At 42.1% G+C, this 19,346-nt stretch carries 17 protein-coding genes; 3 read left to right on the top strand and 14 right to left on the bottom strand.

Annotated features, from left to right (window positions below):
- Positions 1-14: 14 nt before the first annotated feature.
- From JMW90_RS05515 to JMW90_RS05495, 5 genes are all read right to left on the bottom strand, one after another.
- On the bottom strand, positions 15-473 hold the full coding sequence (locus JMW90_RS05515; RefSeq protein WP_201562060.1) for a protein YgfX: 459 nt from the start codon (positions 471-473) through the stop codon (positions 15-17).
- Between the two features lie 88 nt (positions 474-561).
- Positions 562-843, bottom strand: a complete 282-nt coding sequence (locus tag JMW90_RS05510) for an FAD assembly factor SdhE (RefSeq protein WP_201562059.1) — start codon at positions 841-843, stop codon at positions 562-564.
- Between the two features lie 148 nt (positions 844-991).
- Positions 992-1,888, bottom strand: coding sequence for a dihydropteroate synthase (gene folP / locus JMW90_RS05505; protein ID WP_201562058.1), 897 nt, complete (start codon positions 1,886-1,888; stop codon positions 992-994).
- 154 nt (positions 1,889-2,042) lie between these two features.
- Complete coding sequence (ftsH, locus tag JMW90_RS05500) at positions 2,043-3,938, bottom strand: ATP-dependent zinc metalloprotease FtsH (protein ID WP_201562057.1); 1,896 nt, start codon at positions 3,936-3,938, stop codon at positions 2,043-2,045.
- Between the two features lie 404 nt (positions 3,939-4,342).
- Positions 4,343-4,975 (bottom strand): RlmE family RNA methyltransferase, encoded by a 633-nt coding sequence (locus tag JMW90_RS05495; RefSeq protein WP_201562056.1) that lies wholly within the window; start codon positions 4,973-4,975, stop codon positions 4,343-4,345.
- Between the two features lie 371 nt (positions 4,976-5,346).
- Between JMW90_RS05495 and JMW90_RS05490 the strand changes: the two genes are divergently transcribed.
- Both JMW90_RS05490 and JMW90_RS05485 read left to right on the top strand, forming a co-directional pair.
- Positions 5,347-5,655, top strand: coding sequence for a YhbY family RNA-binding protein (locus JMW90_RS05490; RefSeq protein ID WP_201562055.1), 309 nt, complete (start codon positions 5,347-5,349; stop codon positions 5,653-5,655).
- A gap of 354 nt (positions 5,656-6,009) precedes the next feature.
- The gene (locus JMW90_RS05485; protein WP_201562054.1) at positions 6,010-6,732 is read left to right on the top strand and encodes a DOMON-like domain-containing protein; all 723 of its coding nucleotides are present in this window, start codon (positions 6,010-6,012) and stop codon (positions 6,730-6,732) included.
- Between the two features lie 116 nt (positions 6,733-6,848).
- On the opposite strand, the gene JMW90_RS05480 is transcribed toward JMW90_RS05485, so the two are convergent.
- Positions 6,849-7,577 (bottom strand): CHAP domain-containing protein, encoded by a 729-nt coding sequence (locus JMW90_RS05480; protein ID WP_201562053.1) that lies wholly within the window; start codon positions 7,575-7,577, stop codon positions 6,849-6,851.
- Between the two features lie 267 nt (positions 7,578-7,844).
- Here JMW90_RS05480 and JMW90_RS05475 point away from each other — a divergent pair, with 267 nt between their 5' ends.
- Entirely contained in the window at positions 7,845-8,360 is a 516-nt protein-coding gene (locus JMW90_RS05475) for a DciA family protein (protein WP_201562052.1), read from the top strand.
- 298 nt (positions 8,361-8,658) lie between these two features.
- On the opposite strand, the gene lpxC is transcribed toward JMW90_RS05475, so the two are convergent.
- The 8 genes from lpxC to gshB form a co-directional block, all read right to left on the bottom strand.
- Complete coding sequence (lpxC, locus tag JMW90_RS05470; protein WP_201562051.1) at positions 8,659-9,576, bottom strand: UDP-3-O-acyl-N-acetylglucosamine deacetylase; 918 nt, start codon at positions 9,574-9,576, stop codon at positions 8,659-8,661.
- A gap of 511 nt (positions 9,577-10,087) precedes the next feature.
- Positions 10,088-11,284: a cell division protein FtsZ gene (gene ftsZ / locus JMW90_RS05465; protein ID WP_201562050.1), complete on the bottom strand. Its 1,197-nt coding sequence runs from the start codon at positions 11,282-11,284 to the stop codon at positions 10,088-10,090.
- 262 nt (positions 11,285-11,546) lie between these two features.
- Entirely contained in the window at positions 11,547-12,839 is a 1,293-nt protein-coding gene (gene ftsA, locus JMW90_RS05460; protein WP_201562049.1) for a cell division protein FtsA, read from the bottom strand.
- Between the two features lie 152 nt (positions 12,840-12,991).
- Complete coding sequence (locus JMW90_RS05455) at positions 12,992-13,819, bottom strand: cell division protein FtsQ/DivIB (protein WP_201562048.1); 828 nt, start codon at positions 13,817-13,819, stop codon at positions 12,992-12,994.
- A 411-nt stretch (positions 13,820-14,230) separates the two neighbouring features.
- Complete coding sequence (locus JMW90_RS05450) at positions 14,231-15,331, bottom strand: D-alanine--D-alanine ligase (RefSeq protein ID WP_227691869.1); 1,101 nt, start codon at positions 15,329-15,331, stop codon at positions 14,231-14,233.
- Positions 15,332-15,372: 41 nt separating this feature from the next.
- Positions 15,373-16,812, bottom strand: a complete 1,440-nt coding sequence (gene murC, locus JMW90_RS05445) for a UDP-N-acetylmuramate--L-alanine ligase (protein ID WP_201562047.1) — start codon at positions 16,810-16,812, stop codon at positions 15,373-15,375.
- A 61-nt stretch (positions 16,813-16,873) separates the two neighbouring features.
- Complete coding sequence (murG, locus tag JMW90_RS05440) at positions 16,874-17,959, bottom strand: undecaprenyldiphospho-muramoylpentapeptide beta-N-acetylglucosaminyltransferase (protein WP_201562046.1); 1,086 nt, start codon at positions 17,957-17,959, stop codon at positions 16,874-16,876.
- A gap of 365 nt (positions 17,960-18,324) precedes the next feature.
- Entirely contained in the window at positions 18,325-19,296 is a 972-nt protein-coding gene (gene gshB, locus JMW90_RS05435; RefSeq protein WP_201562045.1) for a glutathione synthase, read from the bottom strand.
- Between the last annotated feature and the right edge of the window lie 50 nt (positions 19,297-19,346).

Genomic DNA, 19,346 nt, shown 5'->3' with positions numbered 1-19,346 from the left:
AAATCCAAGCTTAGTTAAACGGTTTTGCTAGCAACCATATTTGCCAAGACGGTTAACTCACGCCATTGATCAGTATTGACCTGATCACGAAATATAGCCACAGAAAACCGGCGTTGATAAGGCTCTACGATATTAAAATCAAAACAGACAACCCAGTGAGAGTGAGTGACGGCCTTTAGTTGCGCTTGCCATAAGTCATCTGCGCGACCAGTACGTATTAGTAACTGCCAATCTTGATAAAGGCTTTTATCAAGTGGCGGCTGGCTTAGATGTAATAAGATGGGCCGTGATAATGCCAAATAGACAATGACTGCGGCGCTGATGATGAGTATCAGAACATACTGCCATAATGCTAATGAAGCAAGCCATGCCAATACAATAATGGCACTGGCTAGAATGATATAAAACAGCAGATATAAATAGCTTAAAGGCTTGATGGCAGTATCGATACGTAGCGAGGTTAATGGGGTCATAATGAGCTACCGAAGCATATGGCTGATTAATAAAGAATATTCAATTCTGCTATTACAATCGAAAAATGAAGTTGAGAAATCCCAACCATTAGCTCAAACGCTTACTATGACGCCACGTCTTAATTTTATTGACCAATGCCCATATCGCCTCATCTTCTGGACGGCTTTGATTGGTAAAATAATCTAGCAAATCAGGGTCTTCATGAGTCAGCATTTGCGCAAAGCTTTGTTGTTCGGCAGCTTCAGCCGTCAAATAAAGCTCTTTGATGTAGGGTTCAAAATAAAAATCCAACTCTTTAAGACCACGGCGTGCTTGATAAATAATGCGGCGTTGCTCATTAGTAGGCTCTGGCTGATTGTTAATTGTCATAGAGTTATTCTCATCAGTTTAAAAGGGAGTTAAATAAATATCAAAGTACCGCAGTTCTATGGTTAGAAATCACTATTAGAGCTAAATCTATTTTTGATCCTAACCATCTAATTGTAGCCGCTTAATCACAGCCATCTAACCACAGCTATTAGCGTTTATCGTAGGCAGAGAGCTGGGTCCATAATGCCACGGCTTGCTGCATCATAGCGACATTATGAGTACGAATGATACTTGCCCCCTGCTGCAATGCGAAAATACCAGCCGCAGTACCTACGGTATCACGCTCAAGCGGTTGGGTGGTAGCAAGCGCCTGCACACCTGTTTTAGTCAGCACTTCTGCCAAAAATCGCTTGCGTGAAATACCAAACATCATCGGCAGTCCGAGTGTTTGTAGGTCTTTAAGCTGACTTAATAATGCACAGTGATGCTCATAGTTTTTAGCAAAACCAAACCCGGGATCAATAATGATATTTTCTCGCTTAACACCAAAACTTATGACTTCATCAACTCTCGCATTTAGCTCCGCCTTCACTTCTCGAATGACCTCTTTATAATGCGCCATATTATTCATAGTCGTTGGCTCACCGCGCATATGCATTAGCATAACAGGAATATTAAGCTTAGCTGCCATCACCGCCGCGCCCTCACGCTTGAGTGCTCGTACATCATTCCAAATATCCGCGCCTACTTCAAACGCTGCCTGCATGACCTCAGGGCTACTGGTATCAATGGATAGCCATATGTCATTGCCTAGCTGCTGTCTAATGGCTGTCACGACTGGCACGACACGCTGTACCTCATCACGCGTTGCCACCACTTCAGCATTTGGACGGGTAGACTCGCCGCCAATATCGATAATAGTGGCACCTGCTTCGATCATATCCATACAGTGCGCTATTGCCTCATCAATCGTATTAAACTGCCCGCCATCTGAGAACGAATCTGGCGTGACATTTAAAATACCCATGATATGAGGCTGTGATAAATCTAAAACTTTATCACGGCAGGTCACAGTATAAGTAGGTAAAGGTTGGAATAATGACATAACTTATCCATGATAATTTGAATTCGTAAAATTGATTTTAGCTCTAACACATAGTACTTATGATACCAGTAAATCTAATGCCATTCTAAGTTGGCAACAACAAAAAAGCCCTTTATAAAAAGGGCTTTTTTTATTCAAAATGTGAGAGTAACTTTTACATCGCTGGTAATGGCGGAGGGGTTAATCCAGTTGTTTTTATCTGATCCTTTGATAAGTTTACTTCGTGATGCTGATAAACTCTTGGAGGACGAGGTTGTTCGCCCGCTAAGATATCTTGCAACTGATCACGGTCAATGGTTTCCCATTTCATCAAAGCGTCAACCATCGCATGCATTTTTTCTTGATTGCCTTCAATCAATTCGCGAGCGATATCATATTGCTCCTCTAGCATACGGCGTACTTCTTCATCAACCTTTTGCTGCGTCGCTTCTGATATGGTGCGCGTACCACCACCAAAGTAACCTTGCGAGCTGTCATCATCTTCATAGACCATGATACCAAGCGCGTCAGACATGCCGTATTTGGTTACCATTGCTCGTGCCATTTTTGTCGCACGTTCAAAGTCATTTGAAGCACCTGTCGACATTTGGTCGATAAAGACTTCTTCAGCAATACGACCACCAAATAAAATTGCAATATCACTCAACATTTTTGATTTGTACATACTGGTTTGATCATGTTCAGGCAACTGCCACGTAACACCAAGCGCAAATCCACGCGGCATAATGGTGACTTTATGGACAGGATCGGTACCCGGTAGCAGCTCAGCAACTAGCGCGTGCCCTGCTTCGTGATAAGCAGTAGCGCGGCGCTCTTCTTCACGTATGACCATTGACTTACGCTCAGGACCCATATATAGCTTGTCTTTTGCATCTTCAAAATCATTCATATCGACGCTGCGCTTGTTACGACGAGCCGCAAATAATGCCGCTTCGTTCACAAGATTCGCCAGCTGCGCACCACTAAATCCAGGCGTACCGCGGGCAAGAGCGTTGGCATCGACACCGATTGTATTGGGTAGTTTTCTTAAATGTACTTTAAGAATTTGCTCACGACCTTTGATGTCTGGCAAGCCAACTTGAACCTGACGGTCAAAACGACCGGGACGCAATAGTGCTTTATCAAGGACATCGGCACGGTTGGTAGCTGCGATGACGATAACACCTTCATTGCCTTCAAAACCATCCATCTCAACCAACAATTGGTTCAATGTCTGTTCACGCTCATCATTACCGCCGCCCATACCGGAACCGCGATGGCGACCGACAGCATCAATTTCATCAATAAAGATAATACATGGCGCACTTTTCTTCGCTTGTTCAAACATATCACGGACGCGTGATGCACCAACACCGACAAACATCTCAACAAAATCAGAACCTGAGATTGAGAAGAACGGTACTTTAGCTTCACCAGCAATGGCACGAGCCAATAATGTTTTACCCGTACCTGGAGGGCCAACCATCAAGATACCACGTGGAATCGTCGCCCCAAGCTTGGTAAATTTATCAGGGTCACGTAAGAATTCGACCACTTCCACCACTTCTTCTTTGGCTTCTTCACAACCAGCAACGTCTTCAAAGTTTACTTTGATTTGGTCTTCCGTTAGCATTTTGGCTTTTGACTTGCCGAAGCTCATCGGTCCGCCACCTTTGCCACCAGCACCACCTTGCATATTACGCATAAAGAATAAAAACAGACCAATAATCAGCAAAATTGGGAAACTGGCTATCAGCAATTGCATCAATACGCTTTGGCGCTTCGGTGCAGTGCCTTGGACTTCAACTTTATTTTCACGCAGCAATGGCATCAGCTCGTCATCCATCACAGCTGGACGAATGGTTTCAAATTCAGAACCATTTTTCTTCTCGCCGGTGATTTGCTCGCCATCGATCTCAACACTGGCTACTTGGTTTTCTGACACTGCGGTCACAAATTCAGAGTAGTTAAGGTTATCGGGCTCAGATGATTTATCAAAGCCGCTAAATACCAGCACTAAAACGCCGATTACCACCAGCCACAATAAGGTATTTTTTACCATGTCGCTCACTAGTTATTCCCATCCCATACTTATTGGTGTGTTTACTAAACACGTGACGTCTATATATAAACGTATGTCTCGCTATTCAAGGTCTATTGGCGAACTATCATCTCTTGTTGCAAATACAGGGTATAAAAACAACCTTATATTTTTATTGGAGAAATAAGCCGCGTAATAACGATAAATAACTGAGTTTATAAGGCGCTTACTGTCAGACGACTTTGCTAAAAATATCATATAAGCACTTATAAAACATGCTTAAGAATTGATTTCAAACAAAGTTAATATATCATGATATGTGGTATTAACCTGAATAATTCAAGCAGCATTCACATTTATTCAGTTAACGATTGTAGCAGTTTTCATTCAATGGTTTTAACTTGCTAAGTTTGATATGAGAATTTTATTTCAGATTACTTAATCGCGATCCAAAACATCTCTTTTGAGCGTGGTCTAGAAGCACCAGGCTTAATACTACGGATTTTACTAAAATCCGCCTGCATCTGCTTGCGTAATTCTTGTATACCCTCACCTTGAAACACTTTCATAATGAGCGCGCCACCTTCTGGTAAGGTTGCAAGCGCGAACTCGACCGCAAGCTCACATAAGTACATCATACGCGGCTGGTCAATGGCACTATTACCTGCTGTATTGGGGGCCATATCAGACAGCACCACATCAACTTGTCTATCACCAACCTCAGCCATGATACGATCAAACACTTCAGGCTCGCGAAAATCACCTTGAATAAAGGTAACATCCGGCAAGGTATCCATTGGCAAAATATCAGAAGCAATCAAAATGCCTTTTTCACCAACCAGTTGACCCGCCACTTGAGACCAGCTACCAGGGGCACTGCCCAAATCGACAACGGTCATGCCTTTTTTGATCAGATTGGTTTTTTCATTTATTTCTAATAATTTATAAGCAGCGCGGGCACGGTAGCCATCTTTATGGGCTTTTTGCACATAGTGATCATCAATATGCTCTTTCATCCAAGCACTACTGCTCTTTGACAATTTTTTGTTTTCAATACGTGTGGCCAAAATTCCTGCTCCTATAACGTGCTTTTCTATACTTTTATATGTATTTATTAACTAACGTCTTAATAGACTTTTTTGCTTTCTATCACTTTCTACAACCATGCCATCAAAAATACCATTAGCCATGATTTTTCATATTATTGAGCTACTTATCAACGTCAAAAGGCCAAACTGCTAAATTTTCTTAGTGAAAACACTGCTTTATAAGAGCGTAGCGTTTATAATGCACCTATAACTGCAGTTTAACATTTTCATCACGTAAAATCGTGCAAAATCCTGCTGATCTCATGCAAGATGATCATAGATTAATTATAATGATCATTAATTGCTCTCAATTTTATTATCATTTATTTTTACCAACCTCTAGGAATTCTATGCAACTTGATAACGCAACCATCAAACGCTTAAAAGGCATTGGTCATGATCTTAAACCGATCGTTATGATTGGCAATAAAGGTGTCACGCCAAGCATCATTGAAGAGATTGATCGCGCCTTATCAGATCATGAACTGATTAAAGTAAAATTGCCTGCTGGTACCAAGGAAGAGCGTGATGTCATCGGCGCTGAGCTTGCTGCTACTGCAAAGGCGACTTTGATTCACTCAATTGGTCGTATGGCGCTATTGCTACGCAAAAACCCAAATGCCAATCCTAAACTTTCAAACCTTGCTCGTAATGCATAATGCGTCATTACTTGCTTCATATCGTCTGTTGAAAATGAAATGGCTTAAAATAGCGTGCTGATTTATTTTTAGACAGATGATAAGGGTAAATAATAAAAGCCGCGATGCACTTTTGCTCGCGGCTTTTATGTCATTTATAGTTCACTATTTAATATGCGATATTCGTTAGCAGCTATAGTCAGGGAAAAGTAATATCGATACATCAAGTACTGCTGATATTAATTTTTCTTGCTTGCTGTGCCTATGCAGACAGAGGCTGCAAAAAATTTATACCAGCAGCACTGTAGCGTTTTTGAGATATTTTAACTATATATCATGTTTTACGGTGCTAATAATTTTTGAGATAATAAGAATATGAGCCAAAGTTTTGATTTATACCTAGCAACTGAAACCTTAGCAGATGACGCGCAGCAACTTGGCGTGACAGTAAAAGCGTTACAGCAAATTAGCGTACAGGTAAACGCAACGCTTGTAGCGCAGCCAGAAGCGTATTTACAGCTACAGTATCGTGTGACGTTGCCCGCTGAATCACTAGCGGCTCAATTGGCTTGGCCAAAGTGGCAAGCAGATAAAGTAGGTTTTAAGGATTGTCTGTGGGAGCAAACCTGCCTTGAGTGCTTTTTGGCAGGTTGTTTCATAAATAGCCATTCAGAAGACAATAATAATTCATCTGCTACGAATAAAACGAAGGCTTATATAGAGATAAACGCCAGTCCGAATGGGCAGTATGCGCTTTATGAGTTTGATAGCTATCGCTATCCTTCGACATTACCGCCAAAACCTCTTTTGCAAGCTGATAGACAGACACGCGCCTCTATCGACTGGAATAACATCTCAAAGCTGCAAACTGCCTCTCAGACGTCAGCTCCTCAGCTTTATCAATATGAGCGCCGTTTTAGAGTGCCTTTAAGTCAATGGTATGATAACGCCTATAATTATGGCTATGAACGCATTATCGACTACATACATCCTTGCGTCATATTATCCTTTGGCAAAATCACTTTATACTTTGCGCCCAAACATGCATCGCCGCCCGACTTTCACAATCGTCAGTATTGGGCACGTTTTGATGGGTAGGTAGCCTTCGCTAAATAAAAGTATCAAATGAATAGTTAGCTCTATTTAAGACATAAAAAAACTCAGCAATGTCATAAAGCGCATTACTGAGTCCGGAGAGAGTACTTAGCTAAGGCTTATTTGTCAGCCATAGCAAGGTAGATACCACGATCTGAAGCATCATCGACATATCTAGCATCGCGCCATGTTGTATAGTTGTGAACACCGCTATATGGGCTAATATCGTTTTGACGGAAATCAGATACCCAGTCATTGCCATCAAATATTTGAATATGACCATGAGGGCGGTTTGAGCTACGATCATAAACAACCACGTCACCAACCTGTGGCTGCATATTATTACTAATTTTGCTAAAGCCTGCTTGTGACAGGGTGCCGCGAGAGGCATATTGATACGCTGAAGGATTAGGGGTAAATTCGTAGCCCGCTGATTGTAACGCTTTACGGACATAACGAGCGCAATAGCCTGTACTACTAGATAAAGCAACTCGTGAAGCATTCGCTGCTGCAATAGCAGGCGCCGAATAACGATCTGGCACTGAACTTACTTTCTGCTGACGCTGCTCATAAGACAAACGATTGGTTAGCGAAGCAAGCTGATATTCTTTTTGTTTTGCATGCGCGCTTAAATTGTCGATGGCTTGGCTGATTTCATCATTGCTAGAAACATATGCACCGCTGTTGGTGCTGTAAATGTTACGACTCGAACCGTAATTCGCAGAAGTAGTGATATTGGTGATGGTATGACTCAAGGTATTATTTGATTGAAAGGTTGTTTCGGCAGCGCCACTTGTTTGTGCTACGCCCATTCCCAATACTGATAAAATTAATAAAGCTTGTTTCATAAATTTACTACCTATTGTGAAAACAGAATTGCTCATCATCCGTGACAAAGCATGAATTAGTTTAGAGAATATAATCATGAAATAAACATGATAAAATCTTTAGTACAATCGCTCTTTTACTTCTTAAGTAGCTGATGCTGATATCATTAGCAGCTTAATCATCTACTATATAAATCGTTTGCTACGTCATACCTTGCTTTGAAAATGAGCGTTTGGAGCCTGTTTGTTATGAATATCGATTTTTCACCTATTAGATGAGTCAGCACGATGTCCAAAAAAAACCCTAACCGCCTTGCCACTCTCATCGATCATCAAGCGTTTGCTGGTAGTGCGCTACCTCAAAGCCTATCTGATAGTATGCGTTTATATGTGCAAGCGACCACTGAAATAAAAGCGCTTTTGGTAGATTGTCTACCTGAGGAAATCCTCAATAGCTGCTGGGTCGTAGGCTTAACGTCTGAGCAATTGACACTCAGTGTCGAGTCGGTAACCGCCGCCAATCATATTCGCTATCTACAAAGCGCGTATTTGCAGGTATTAACAGAGCAGTCAATTACATTTAAACAACTCAAGCAAATTCGCGTCGTCGTAGCCAATAAATCTGCTGATAATCATTATTCTAAATCACCATCAGCCTTGTCAGCATCACGCTCAATGTCCGTTAAAGCCCATGAAAATCAGGCTCTTAGCCAAAACACAAAGCGGACTATATCACAGGCAGCAGAGCATGTCACCACTGATGAAAACCTCAAAAAGGCCCTATTACGTCTCGTCAATTCCTAAAAATCCGCCTTATACAATGTAAAGTTATGTAAATTAATACAGTAAATGATCCGTTTAAGGCTGGGTTTTTGTAATTTTAAAAATAAAAAAAATCATCTGTTAGTGTCATTCACATTGTGAACATCACTAACAGATGATTTTTCTATTCGCTACAGCTTTTATTTCATCTACTATACAGGCAATTTATTATAATATAAAGAACGATATATCCACTTATATAAATACTAATTTATCCTATCTATAACCATTTTATGTAATATTGCGTAAATGTTTCGATACTTCGTGTATATTCCTGTATTCATCCTTCGACAGTTATAGCAGTCAAAGGTAAATATTCGATAGGACACGTTACATTGTCATCAAAAGTTACAATTTCAAAGTTATTATGGTCAGATAAAATCTCACGCACCACTAAATTGTTTAAAGCGTGACCAGATTTATAGGCATTAAAACGACCCAAAATCGGATAGCCAATGAGATATAGATCACCAAGCGCATCTAAAATTTTATGACGAACAAATTCGTCATTAAAGCGTAGACCTTCTTCATTCAAAATATTGGCTTCATCAATGACAATTGCATTGTCCATACTACCGCCTAATGCCAAATTGTTCTGACGCATAGCTTCAATATCACGTAAAAAGCCAAAAGTACGTGCTGAGCTCAATTGTTCAATGAAGTTTTGAGTTGAAAATTGCAATTGAGCATGCTGGAAATTTTTATCAATGGCAGGATGGTCAAAATCAATCTCAAAATTAAGCTCAAAGCCATCATAAGGACGTAACTCTGCCCATTTATCATCAACTTTAACACGCACAGTACGTGCAATTCTGATGAACTTCTTTAAAGCATCCTGTTCGCAAAAACCTGCTTGTAGTAACAGCCCTACAAAAGGTGCAGCACTGCCATCCATGATAGGTATCTCTGATGCTGATACACGAATTAATAGATTATCAACGCCAAGTCCCGCTATCGCACTGAGCAGATGCTCAACCGTACCGACACGGGTACCACCGAACACCAAATTGGATGACATCATGGTATCTTGTACCAAAAACGCACTGGCAGGGATGGGTGTGCTGCCAGCAATATCAGAACGCTCAAAGAGGATTCCAGTATCAATAGGCTGCGGATGAAACTCTAAATCAACAGGTTGACCACTATGAAGACCAGTACCTGTAACGGCAATTGCTGTTTTTATGGTTCGTTGGTTCATGGCTGTCTTCTCACATATTTTGTTACAATTGCCATAGTGTAGCATTACCCGAACCCTGTTCGCTAGCGATAAAAAGCGTTAATTTACCTATCTCTTTGATTGATAACACTTATCAAGGTATTGTTATCGGTGACTGTGTAGTCGAAATAACTGATAGATTGCTATAAAATACTGAGCTCTAAAAGTTTTCAACCTCTAAAAATAGTTTATAGATCAATATTTTGAGCGAGCATTTTCTGATAAATAGGAGTGACTATATAATAGGAGTGACTATATATAGTCAAAATATTCTAAAGACGCTACGGTACTGCTGGTATAAATTTTTTGCATCCTCTGTCTGCGTAGGCACAGCAAGAAGGATAAATTGATACCAGCAGTACGTGATGTATTGATATTACTTTTCACTGACTATATAAGCCAGTTGGTCAATAGCAGATGTTATCAATAGGCACAAAAAAGCCAGCGTTTAAGCGCTGACTTTTTTAATGAGCAATATTTAGACGCATGATATCTATTTATTCTGCTGACGCTTTAGATAATCTTGAATACTATTGGTCTTGGTTTTGGTCTGTTCAGGGACCGTATTCGAGCGAATCGGATTTTCTTGATACTGAGCTTGAGACTGTTTTTGACTGTTTAATGCACTGGTATGCAAATTTGGGTCAACAGGTTGTGTGCTGTTTACAGAAGGCACAGGCTGCTCAATTACTTCAGGCTCTTCACCGGCATTTTCATCCAGGGTCAAACCTGTTGCAATAACCGTCACATGCAAATCATCACCCATTTTTTCATCAATCACTGAGCCATAGAAGATATGCGCTTCATCGATATCAGTAATTTCTTCGACGATGACACTGATTTTGCTCATCTCATCTAGGGATAACGATTCAGACGATATCACGTTGACGAGCAAGCCTTTGGCATTCTCTAGACGTAAATCATCAAGTAATGGCGATCTGATGGCCTTTTCAGTCGCTTGACGCGCACGATCATCACCGCTGGCACGACCGATACCCATCATAGCATGACCCTTAGCGGTCATGGCTGTACGGATATCGTTAAAGTCAATGTTGATCATACCTTCGCTAGCGATTGTCTCTGCAATACCTTGAACCGCATGCAATAGCACGTCATCTGCTTTTTTGAACGCATCTTGCATAGAGATGTTGCCGTAGACACTCATCAGCTTATCATTTGGAATCGTGATAATAGAGTCAACAAAATTGGTCAGCTGCTCGATGCCCGCTTTGGCAGCCTTGATACGTTTGCCGCCTTCAAACTTAAACGGCGTGGTGACTACAGCAACGGTCAATACTTCCATCTCTTTAGCAATACGCGCTACCACTGGTGCAGCACCCGTACCCGTACCTCCGCCCATTCCGGCAGTGATAAAGACCATATCTGAGTGCTCAAGCAGTGCACGAATCGCTTCTTCGTCGCTTTCTGCTGCTTCGCGACCCACTTCCGGATTCGCCCCTGCGCCAAGACCACGATTGGTTTTTGCGCCAAGTTGCAGTTTATGAGGGGCAGTCAAACGATCAAGCGCCTGTTTGTCCGTATTCGCACAGACGAACGTTACACCTCTAATCCCTTGCTGTACCATATGTTCAACTGCATTACCGCCGCCGCCGCCTACACCGAATACAGTGAAGCTTGCCTGGCCATTATTTTGAAGCTGATTATCATCTGGCATGGTGTATTTTGACATAAAAAAGTTTCTCCAGTTGCAGATAGCGTGATGGTCGATACGTGGTAACACACGCATATGGCACGCTATCGACTTACTATATATAAATGTATTTGAATAAAACAGAGCAATGGCTTAAATAGTAATGCTTAACTAAATAGTAACGCTTAACCAAGATATGCCGTTATTATACAGGGTATTGCTGTTCATATTGTTGCTTGGTCTTGCTGACAAAACTCTATCTGATCGCGGTAAGTAGGTTATCAGCAGGATTATAGGGCGATTATAATATCTTTTTTAGTACACTGGCAAAACGTTGACCAGCACTTTGAAAAACACCCGTCACGCGATTTTTTTGAATCGCTTCAGGCTCGCTTTTTTCACTGCGGCGAAACTGCTCGCTTTGACTGTATAAAAGTGTACCAAATGCCGTTTGATAAGCCCGATCATTAACCTGAAGATTCAGCTGCTTAAAAGATTCATCATTATCAAAATGATTATAAGCACTAATCGCAGGGTGGGTATTGCTCAATACCACCGGCATTTTTAATAATTTTTTCGCAAATGGTATCATGCCTTTAATCGCACTGCCGCCGCCTGTGAGCACAATGCCCTTATCAATATAGCCTAATAAGTCCGCTTCATGCAATTGACGAACCACTTCAGTGAAAATCTGTACGTAACGGGCTTCAATAATACGAGCAAGGTTGTAGATACCAATATTGATTTCATCGCCTGAACCTTGAGGTTTAAACAAGAAAAATGAGCTTGGATCTACACTGTTGACATCCACTGTACCATGCGATTTTTTCAGCTTTTCAGCCTCTATCATTGAGATACCAACATCAGCTGAAATATCCATCGTCACTTCATGACTGCCCGTTGCGATACAATGGGTAAAAATCAGCTTGTTTTCTTTATAAACACAAATACTCGTGGTACTGGCACCTATATCCACCAAGCAAACACCTTGTTGGCGCTCTTCGCTCATCAAGCTGTATTCTGCACTGGTTACCGCATCGAACACAATATGATCGATACCAACATCACAGCTTTGCAATAGTTTTTGGATATTCTGACGACCTGCAACCGGCATCATCATCATGTGATACATCACAGTAATATTGTGTGCCACCATGTCAATGGCATCATCAACCATAAACTCTTGGTTATCGATATAAATACCTTGCTGACAACAATGCATTAAATAATATTCAGATGACAAATCTTGCGACTTGGCGTTTGATAGCGCTTGGACCATGTCTTTAGCACGGACAAACTCATCTTCTACTCTGACATTGCCAGCACTATTTTTACTCAATAGCTCAGGAGTGGCCATCGTGAGCCATAGACTATGCACACGGCAATTGGCGGTATCTTCCGCTTCTTGAATAGCCTGTTTGATAGCGCCTTGCAAACGTTCACGGTGCTTGATTTGACCTTGATAAAAGTCGCTGTTTTTAACTTGTCCCACACCCATAATACGGATGTCTCTTGCAGACACAACGCTACCAATAACGACATAAACTGCCGTGGCACTTAAATGGACAACAACCAGATTTTCAGTATTTTTCATGGTACCAGACAAATTATCGCTAAACAGGAGAACAAATGATGTCTCCATTAAATCATTAAAATAAGTCTATTATCATCTGATAATAGCGTATGTTTACTCTGTATAAAAAATAAAGTAGACAAGTTTAGCGTGTTGGCTACTCTATATATTACTTATAGAGGTATGTCACTTTGGGGTTTTTCGTTTGGAGGTATTTCATTATCTTTTGGCGATGCTATATTCCATGTAATCGTAAATCCATTTTTGTAACGAAGATCTACCGATTGCATCTCATCACGGCGGTTTTTTAATTGATTACCCAACAGCTGACTCAAATTCAGCAACTTTTGCGCCGTATTCTCATTATCAACGATGATACGCAACCCGTTATCAAAACGAATCAGCCAAGTCATTCTTGGCGACAAAATAATATCTGCAACTTGCAAGCCAAGCGGTGCATACCAATCATTGACTTGCTGCATCTGCTGCATAATGACCGGCGCTTGAGTCATATTGCCTTGCAAAGTTGCAAACTCCTCTTGCGTTAAATCTCTGCTATCGGCAGGGACAAACACATTGCCTGTTGCATCCACTAAACGCTCCGTACCAAAATTTGCCACTGCTTGCTTAGGCAATACCGTAACCACAATACCTTTTTGCCAGTCACGACTGATACTGACCTGATCAACCCACGCCAAACCAGTGGTGATATCTCGCAGCGCTTGCAAATCAGAGGTAAAAAAGCTGCTCACACTCTGCTGATTCATGACATATTGCAGCGCCCGATATTCGGCGCCCGTCAATCCTTGATGATTGACATGAATAGCTGCTGGAGGTGCGTCACGTAAAGCCTTACCGCCCATTAGCAATATCAGCACTAACAATCCAAGCACCAATACGGTAAAAAAATACCTGACCGCAGTCGGTACTTGGAAGTTTGATTTTGGATGACGGGTTTTATCACTCATCAAGTCAGCGACGTCATTGACAGTTTGAGCCATATTAAACTTCGTCCCTATATTTATCCATATAATCTATATATTTTGTCCATTCGATTTATATTTACGTAAAATCGATGATGTTTTTTATTTATGTAAATATACTGATTACTTTAGTATTTGTAAAAATTCATTTAATAGATATGCTAGCAATTTGCTACTTTAAAAGGCGATATAAACTGAACTTATTTGCCTTTAAATGTAACATTTCTCTTATTTAATGAATGACTTACCAAAGCGTTGCATAATTATCACCAAAACCGCGAGATAGTTACAATATTAACGCATTTTATCTTCAAACAATAGCCTAACCCCTACTACTCATAATGAATTTACACAATTTTACAGGAAGCTGTGGTATAGCATCTCTAGCGATACATTACGAGTGATAAGAGACGGCTATTTGATAGAGCCTTATACCGTTTGCGCTAAGATATGCCAGCACAAGCTCTCAAAATCCATGCCATGAGCTTTAGCTGCCATTGGCACTAGGCTATGACTGGTCATACCTGGCACGGTATTAATTTCAAGTAACCAAAAGTTGCCAGCTTCATCTTGCATGGCATCAATACGTCCCCAACCTGTGGCCCCAACAGCACGAAACGCTGATAAACTTAAGTCTTGCAGATGCTTTTCATCACTAATGCTTAGACCACAAGGGATATAGTAGCTGGTGTCGTTACGGTTATACTTAGCTTCAAAATCATAAAAATTGGTGATATCAGCAGGCTCTAGGCGAATAACAGGATACGCTTCGTCATCGATGATAACAATGGTGAATTCACGACCCGTGATCCAGCGCTCTGCCATCACTACATCTCCGCATTGTACCGCCGTTGCATACGCCGCAGGCAACTCGTCAAGGTTATTCACCTTGGTCATGCCAATACTAGATCCTTCATGAACAGGTTTGATAATAAGTGGTAGACCTAGCATATTAACCACTTGCTGCCAGTCGGTTTCAGCCGTAAGAATAGAGAACGGCGCGGTCGATAAACCGCAGCCTTGCCACAATTGCTTGGTACGTACTTTATCCATGCCAAGTGCCGATGCCAAAATGCCTGAACCTGTCTGTGGAATATTAAACCACTGCAATACGCCTTGTAGCAAACCATCTTCGCCGCCGCGACCATGCAATACGTTAAATACACGGTCATACTGGCGTAGCTCGGTAATGTCTTGATGCTTAGGATCAAAATGCGTGGCATCAACGCCTTGGTTTTGTAGCGCTTGTAATACAGCAGCGCCACTGTCTAAAGAGACGCTCCGCTCATTACTATTGCCACCGTAAATCACAGCAACCTTACCAAACTCACTCGCCTCTTTTACGTTACTAACTTTTATCTTTGGTGGCGCATCAGAGCTTTCATTAGTAGTCTGTGTTTTGTCTTGTTCTGCTTGTGCAGCCGCTGCCAATGCTGGTTCTGGATTTAGGATAGGGGCAGTATGATCTTGAGCACTATCTGCGTTTTTATTGAAATCGTCGCTGTTTTTTTGAGGGTTATTCGTGGTCATAAGTAATATTCCTAATATTTTTGAAGCCATTCTTTTAAGACTTATTTGATATATAGATTGTTGGCAGCCAATTCGATAGCTATCTGCCCCACATTACCGGCACCTTGGGTAATCAGCATGTCATTTGCTTTTAATAATCGCTGCATGACAGGGGCAATATTGTCTTTATCAACTATCGTTGGCTCAACAGCACCGCGCAAACGTATACTGCGTGCTAAAGCTTTGGTATCTGCACCAGCAATCGGACTTTCACCGGCTGAATAGACATCCAATAATAATAATTCATCAACACTTGAGAGTACTTCGACAAAATCATCAAAGCAGTCACGCGTACGACTATAGCGATGTGGCTGAAATAGCATGACCAAACGGCGCTCCGGGAAGCTTTGACGCGCCGCTTTGATGGTGGCATCGACTTCTTTAGGATGATGACCGTAATCATCAATCAGTAAAACATCTCCATCATCGATAGTGACAGAAGCATGCTGCTCAAAACGGCGACCAACGCCCTCAAATTTCTGCAGCGCACGAGTAATTGCCGCATCGTCGACGCCTTCGTCGGTTGCCATAGTGATAGCTGCTAGCGCATTGTAGACATTATGCACACCCGGAATATTTAGGGTCAGATGCAATGGCTCATGATCACGGCGCAATACGGTAAAGTGGGTTTTTGTGCCTTCGGTGACCAAATCAACGGCTTGTACATCGTTAAACGGCTCAAGACCAAAGGTCAATACTGGACGTCCAATATCGTCAATCATCGCATATAGTTCTGGATCATCACCGCAGACCACTGCTAGACCATAAAATGGCATATTTTGCAAAAACTGGATATAAGCCGCTTTTAATTTATCAAAACTATTGCCATAGGTTTCCATATGATCTTGATCGATATTGGTGACAATCGCTGCCATCGGGCGTAATGATAAAAATGAGGCATCAGACTCATCGGCCTCTGCAATCAAAAAGCGACTACTACCAAGGGCTGCATTTTTACCTGATGCATTAAGTTTGCCGCCAATCACATAGGTGGGGTCAAAATTTCCTTCAGCCATCATGGTAGTCAGTAAGCTGGTGGTGGTGGTTTTACCATGCGCCCCAGCAATAGCGATACCATGACGGTAACGCATCAACTCACCGAGCATATCTGCACGGCGTACCACAGGAAGACGCGCTTCTAGTGCTGCTGTTACTTCAGGGTTGCTACGGTCAATCGCAGACGATACCACGATGACATCAGCATTGGCGATATTCTTTGAGTCATGCCCAATATTAATATCGATACCAATCTGCTCTAATCGTTTAGTAACGAGACTCTCAGCAATATCGGAACCACTTACTTCATAGCCTTGGTTCTTCATTACCTCAGCAATACCGCACATCCCCGAACCGCCAATACCGATAAAATGCAAATGCTGAATACGGCGCATTTCTGGTATTTCAATCAAACGTTTCGTTAGGGCTTTAGCAGAGGTAGGCATAGCATTTTCTCTTTATAGAAGACTGATAAAATGTAATTAAAAAATAATTGGTGTTTGTTATTTATAGTGTTTGCCAGATAATATCAGCAACGTGCTGGCAGGCCTGACGATTGGCAAGTGCATGACCTTTTTTTGCCATCTCTAGGCAAGCAGATCGATCAAGCACACTAAGCTCATCACTCAAGCGTTTTGGCGTTAATTCGCTTTGTGGTAATAAAATCGCTGCTTTATGTAGCGTCAAGGTGCGCGTGTTTGCCGTTTGGTGATCATCAACTGCACTCGGCAGCGGCACAAAAATCGCTGCGATACCGACGTTTTGAATTTCAGTGACCGTTAAGGCGCCAGCACGGCAAACAATAATATCGGCCCAATTATACGCAGCAGCCATATCATCGATAAATGGCTGTACCGTAAACTGATGAGCGCTTAAATCTTCGCTGGCATAGGCCGCTTGCGTCGCCGCTTCATTATTACGTCCGCATTGATGACGTATCTCAAGAGGATGCGCTATTAACGCCAGCGCTTTTGGCACAGTATTATTTAACGCTTGAGCACCAAGCGAGCCGCCGACGACCAATAATTTTAAAGGTGACAGGTCATTTATATCGTAGCGTACACTTGGCTCAGCAACGCCACTAATAGCATTACGTACTGGATTACCGACGGTTTCAAGCTTACGATCAAGCTGACTATTGCCAAAAGTATTCTCAAATGCTTGCAAGACTTTGGTCGCCATCTTCGCCAAATAACGATTACTCATGCCAGCAATGGCATTTTGCTCATGAATAATCAGCGGTGTACCGGTAATAGGAGCAGCAATGCCACCGGGCGCACTCACATAACCGCCAAAACCAACGACCATATCGATCTGATTACTGCGAATAATTTTAATAACCGCCATTGTCGCTGATAATAAAGTAACGGGCATTTTCAGCAAACGCCCAACGCCTTTACCACGCAAGCCTTGCATAGCAATGGCATGAAAAGTATAACCCGTTGGTGCAACCAAGCCATTCTCCATACCGTTTGCCGTACCCAACCAATGAATCACCGCACCGCGCTTAGTCAATTCCTCAGCAACAGCAAGCGCTGGAAATACATGCCCACCTGTCCCAGCAGCCATCATTAGTATATGCGGTGTTTTCATGAACGCCTGCCTATCTTTTCTTTATTGATATGAAGGACTTATTGTCCTATAGCCATCTTAATCATCGGGTAATAAGGGCACTTTAAAAGCCCGCATAGTATAGTGTAAATCGCTGTCTGATATACAGTCATTTCTGCCCGACCAATAACAAAAATCCAAGCCGTGAGTAAACGCGACTTGGTTTCAATCAATACCGCTATATCTTCATAAAAACGTTAATTCTCTGACGTTTTAACGATCTATGTTAGCACAACTGTTTTTTGCTCATTGTGCCCATAGATGGGTATTACATTACTCTATTCTTACAGCTTCTCTCGGCAACCAAGCCCAGCAACTAATTTCAGCAACCAATTTCAGCAACTCTATCAAATTGCCAGTTTTCGCTCGATGGCGATGATAAAATCGGTCGCAATGTCTGTACCACATTGGTCATCAATCTCACGCACACACGTCGGACTGGTCACATTAATCTCCGTAATGCGACCACCAATTAAGTCTAAACCAACGAACATCAGCCCTTTTGCTTTGACAATAGGCGCAACGACTTCTGCTACTTGGCGTTCAATATCGGTCAACGGCATTGCCACACCGCTACCACCGGCGGCAAGATTGCCGCGGGTTTCACCTTTTGTTGGAATACGAGCCAAGCTATAATCTACCACGACACCATCGACGATAAGTACACGCTTATCACCCTCTTTAATCTCCGGCAGATAACGCTGCGCCATAATTGGCAGCGTTTCAAGCTCAGTCAACATCTCAAGCGTCACACCAATGTTTGGACTGTCAGCGGTCAAACGGAAAATGCCCGTACCACCCATCCCATCTAACGGCTTAACGATGACATCTTGGTGCTCAGCGATAAATTTGCGAATGTGCGCCTGTTTACTGGTCACAATCGTAGGGCTCATATAATCATTAAACCACGTCGCAAACAGTTTCTCATTACAATCGCGAATGGCTTGTGGGTCATTGACCACCAACACACCAGCGGCCTTTGCATGATCAAGCAGGTAAGTTGCATAGATAAAGCGCATATCAAACGGTGGATCTTTACGCATCAAAATCACATCATAATCGCTAACTGTGCTCGTCTTTTTGTCGCCCAATGTATAAAAATCTTGAGGATCACGCTTGACAGTGACCGACTGCGTATCGACCATTAGCTGCCCACGATCGAGCCATAAATCATGAATTTGACAATAACCAATACGATGACCTCGATCTTGCGCGGACCACATCATCGCCAGACTGGTGTCTTTTTTGTAATTAACTTGCTCAATAGGATCCATAATGACAAGTATATTCAACGATTTTTTTGGCTGTTCTAGGCTCATAAGAAGACTCATTTACGTGGTGTTATTAATAGATAAAACGGACATAAACC

It is taken from the genome of Psychrobacter glacincola, assembly GCF_904846215.1.
Lineage (GTDB): Bacteria > Pseudomonadota > Gammaproteobacteria > Pseudomonadales > Moraxellaceae > Psychrobacter > Psychrobacter glacincola.
The sequence above is the reverse complement of the archived record's forward strand: the minus strand, read 5'-3'. Positions and strand labels throughout refer to the sequence as shown.

Coding starts and splice junctions, on each gene's coding strand:
- murC (WP_201562047.1), bottom strand. CDS start 16,812: ATGCCTACCTCTGCTAAAGCCCTAACGAAACGTTTGATTGAAATACCA.
- ftsZ (WP_201562050.1), bottom strand. CDS start 11,284: ATGTCAAAATACACCATGCCAGATGATAATCAGCTTCAAAATAATGGC.
- ftsA (WP_201562049.1), bottom strand. CDS start 12,839: ATGAAAAATACTGAAAATCTGGTTGTTGTCCATTTAAGTGCCACGGCA.
- JMW90_RS05485 (WP_201562054.1), top strand. CDS start 6,010: ATGAGCCAAAGTTTTGATTTATACCTAGCAACTGAAACCTTAGCAGAT.
- JMW90_RS05490 (WP_201562055.1), top strand. CDS start 5,347: ATGCAACTTGATAACGCAACCATCAAACGCTTAAAAGGCATTGGTCAT.
- JMW90_RS05455 (WP_201562048.1), bottom strand. CDS start 13,819: ATGGCTCAAACTGTCAATGACGTCGCTGACTTGATGAGTGATAAAACC.
- JMW90_RS05475 (WP_201562052.1), top strand. CDS start 7,845: ATGTCCAAAAAAAACCCTAACCGCCTTGCCACTCTCATCGATCATCAA.
- gshB (WP_201562045.1), bottom strand. CDS start 19,296: ATGAGCCTAGAACAGCCAAAAAAATCGTTGAATATACTTGTCATTATG.
- JMW90_RS05450 (WP_227691869.1), bottom strand. CDS start 15,331: ATGACCACGAATAACCCTCAAAAAAACAGCGACGATTTCAATAAAAAC.
- folP (WP_201562058.1), bottom strand. CDS start 1,888: ATGTCATTATTCCAACCTTTACCTACTTATACTGTGACCTGCCGTGAT.
- lpxC (WP_201562051.1), bottom strand. CDS start 9,576: ATGAACCAACGAACCATAAAAACAGCAATTGCCGTTACAGGTACTGGT.
- murG (WP_201562046.1), bottom strand. CDS start 17,959: ATGAAAACACCGCATATACTAATGATGGCTGCTGGGACAGGTGGGCAT.
- JMW90_RS05515 (WP_201562060.1), bottom strand. CDS start 473: ATGACCCCATTAACCTCGCTACGTATCGATACTGCCATCAAGCCTTTA.
- JMW90_RS05480 (WP_201562053.1), bottom strand. CDS start 7,577: ATGAAACAAGCTTTATTAATTTTATCAGTATTGGGAATGGGCGTAGCA.
- JMW90_RS05510 (WP_201562059.1), bottom strand. CDS start 843: ATGACAATTAACAATCAGCCAGAGCCTACTAATGAGCAACGCCGCATT.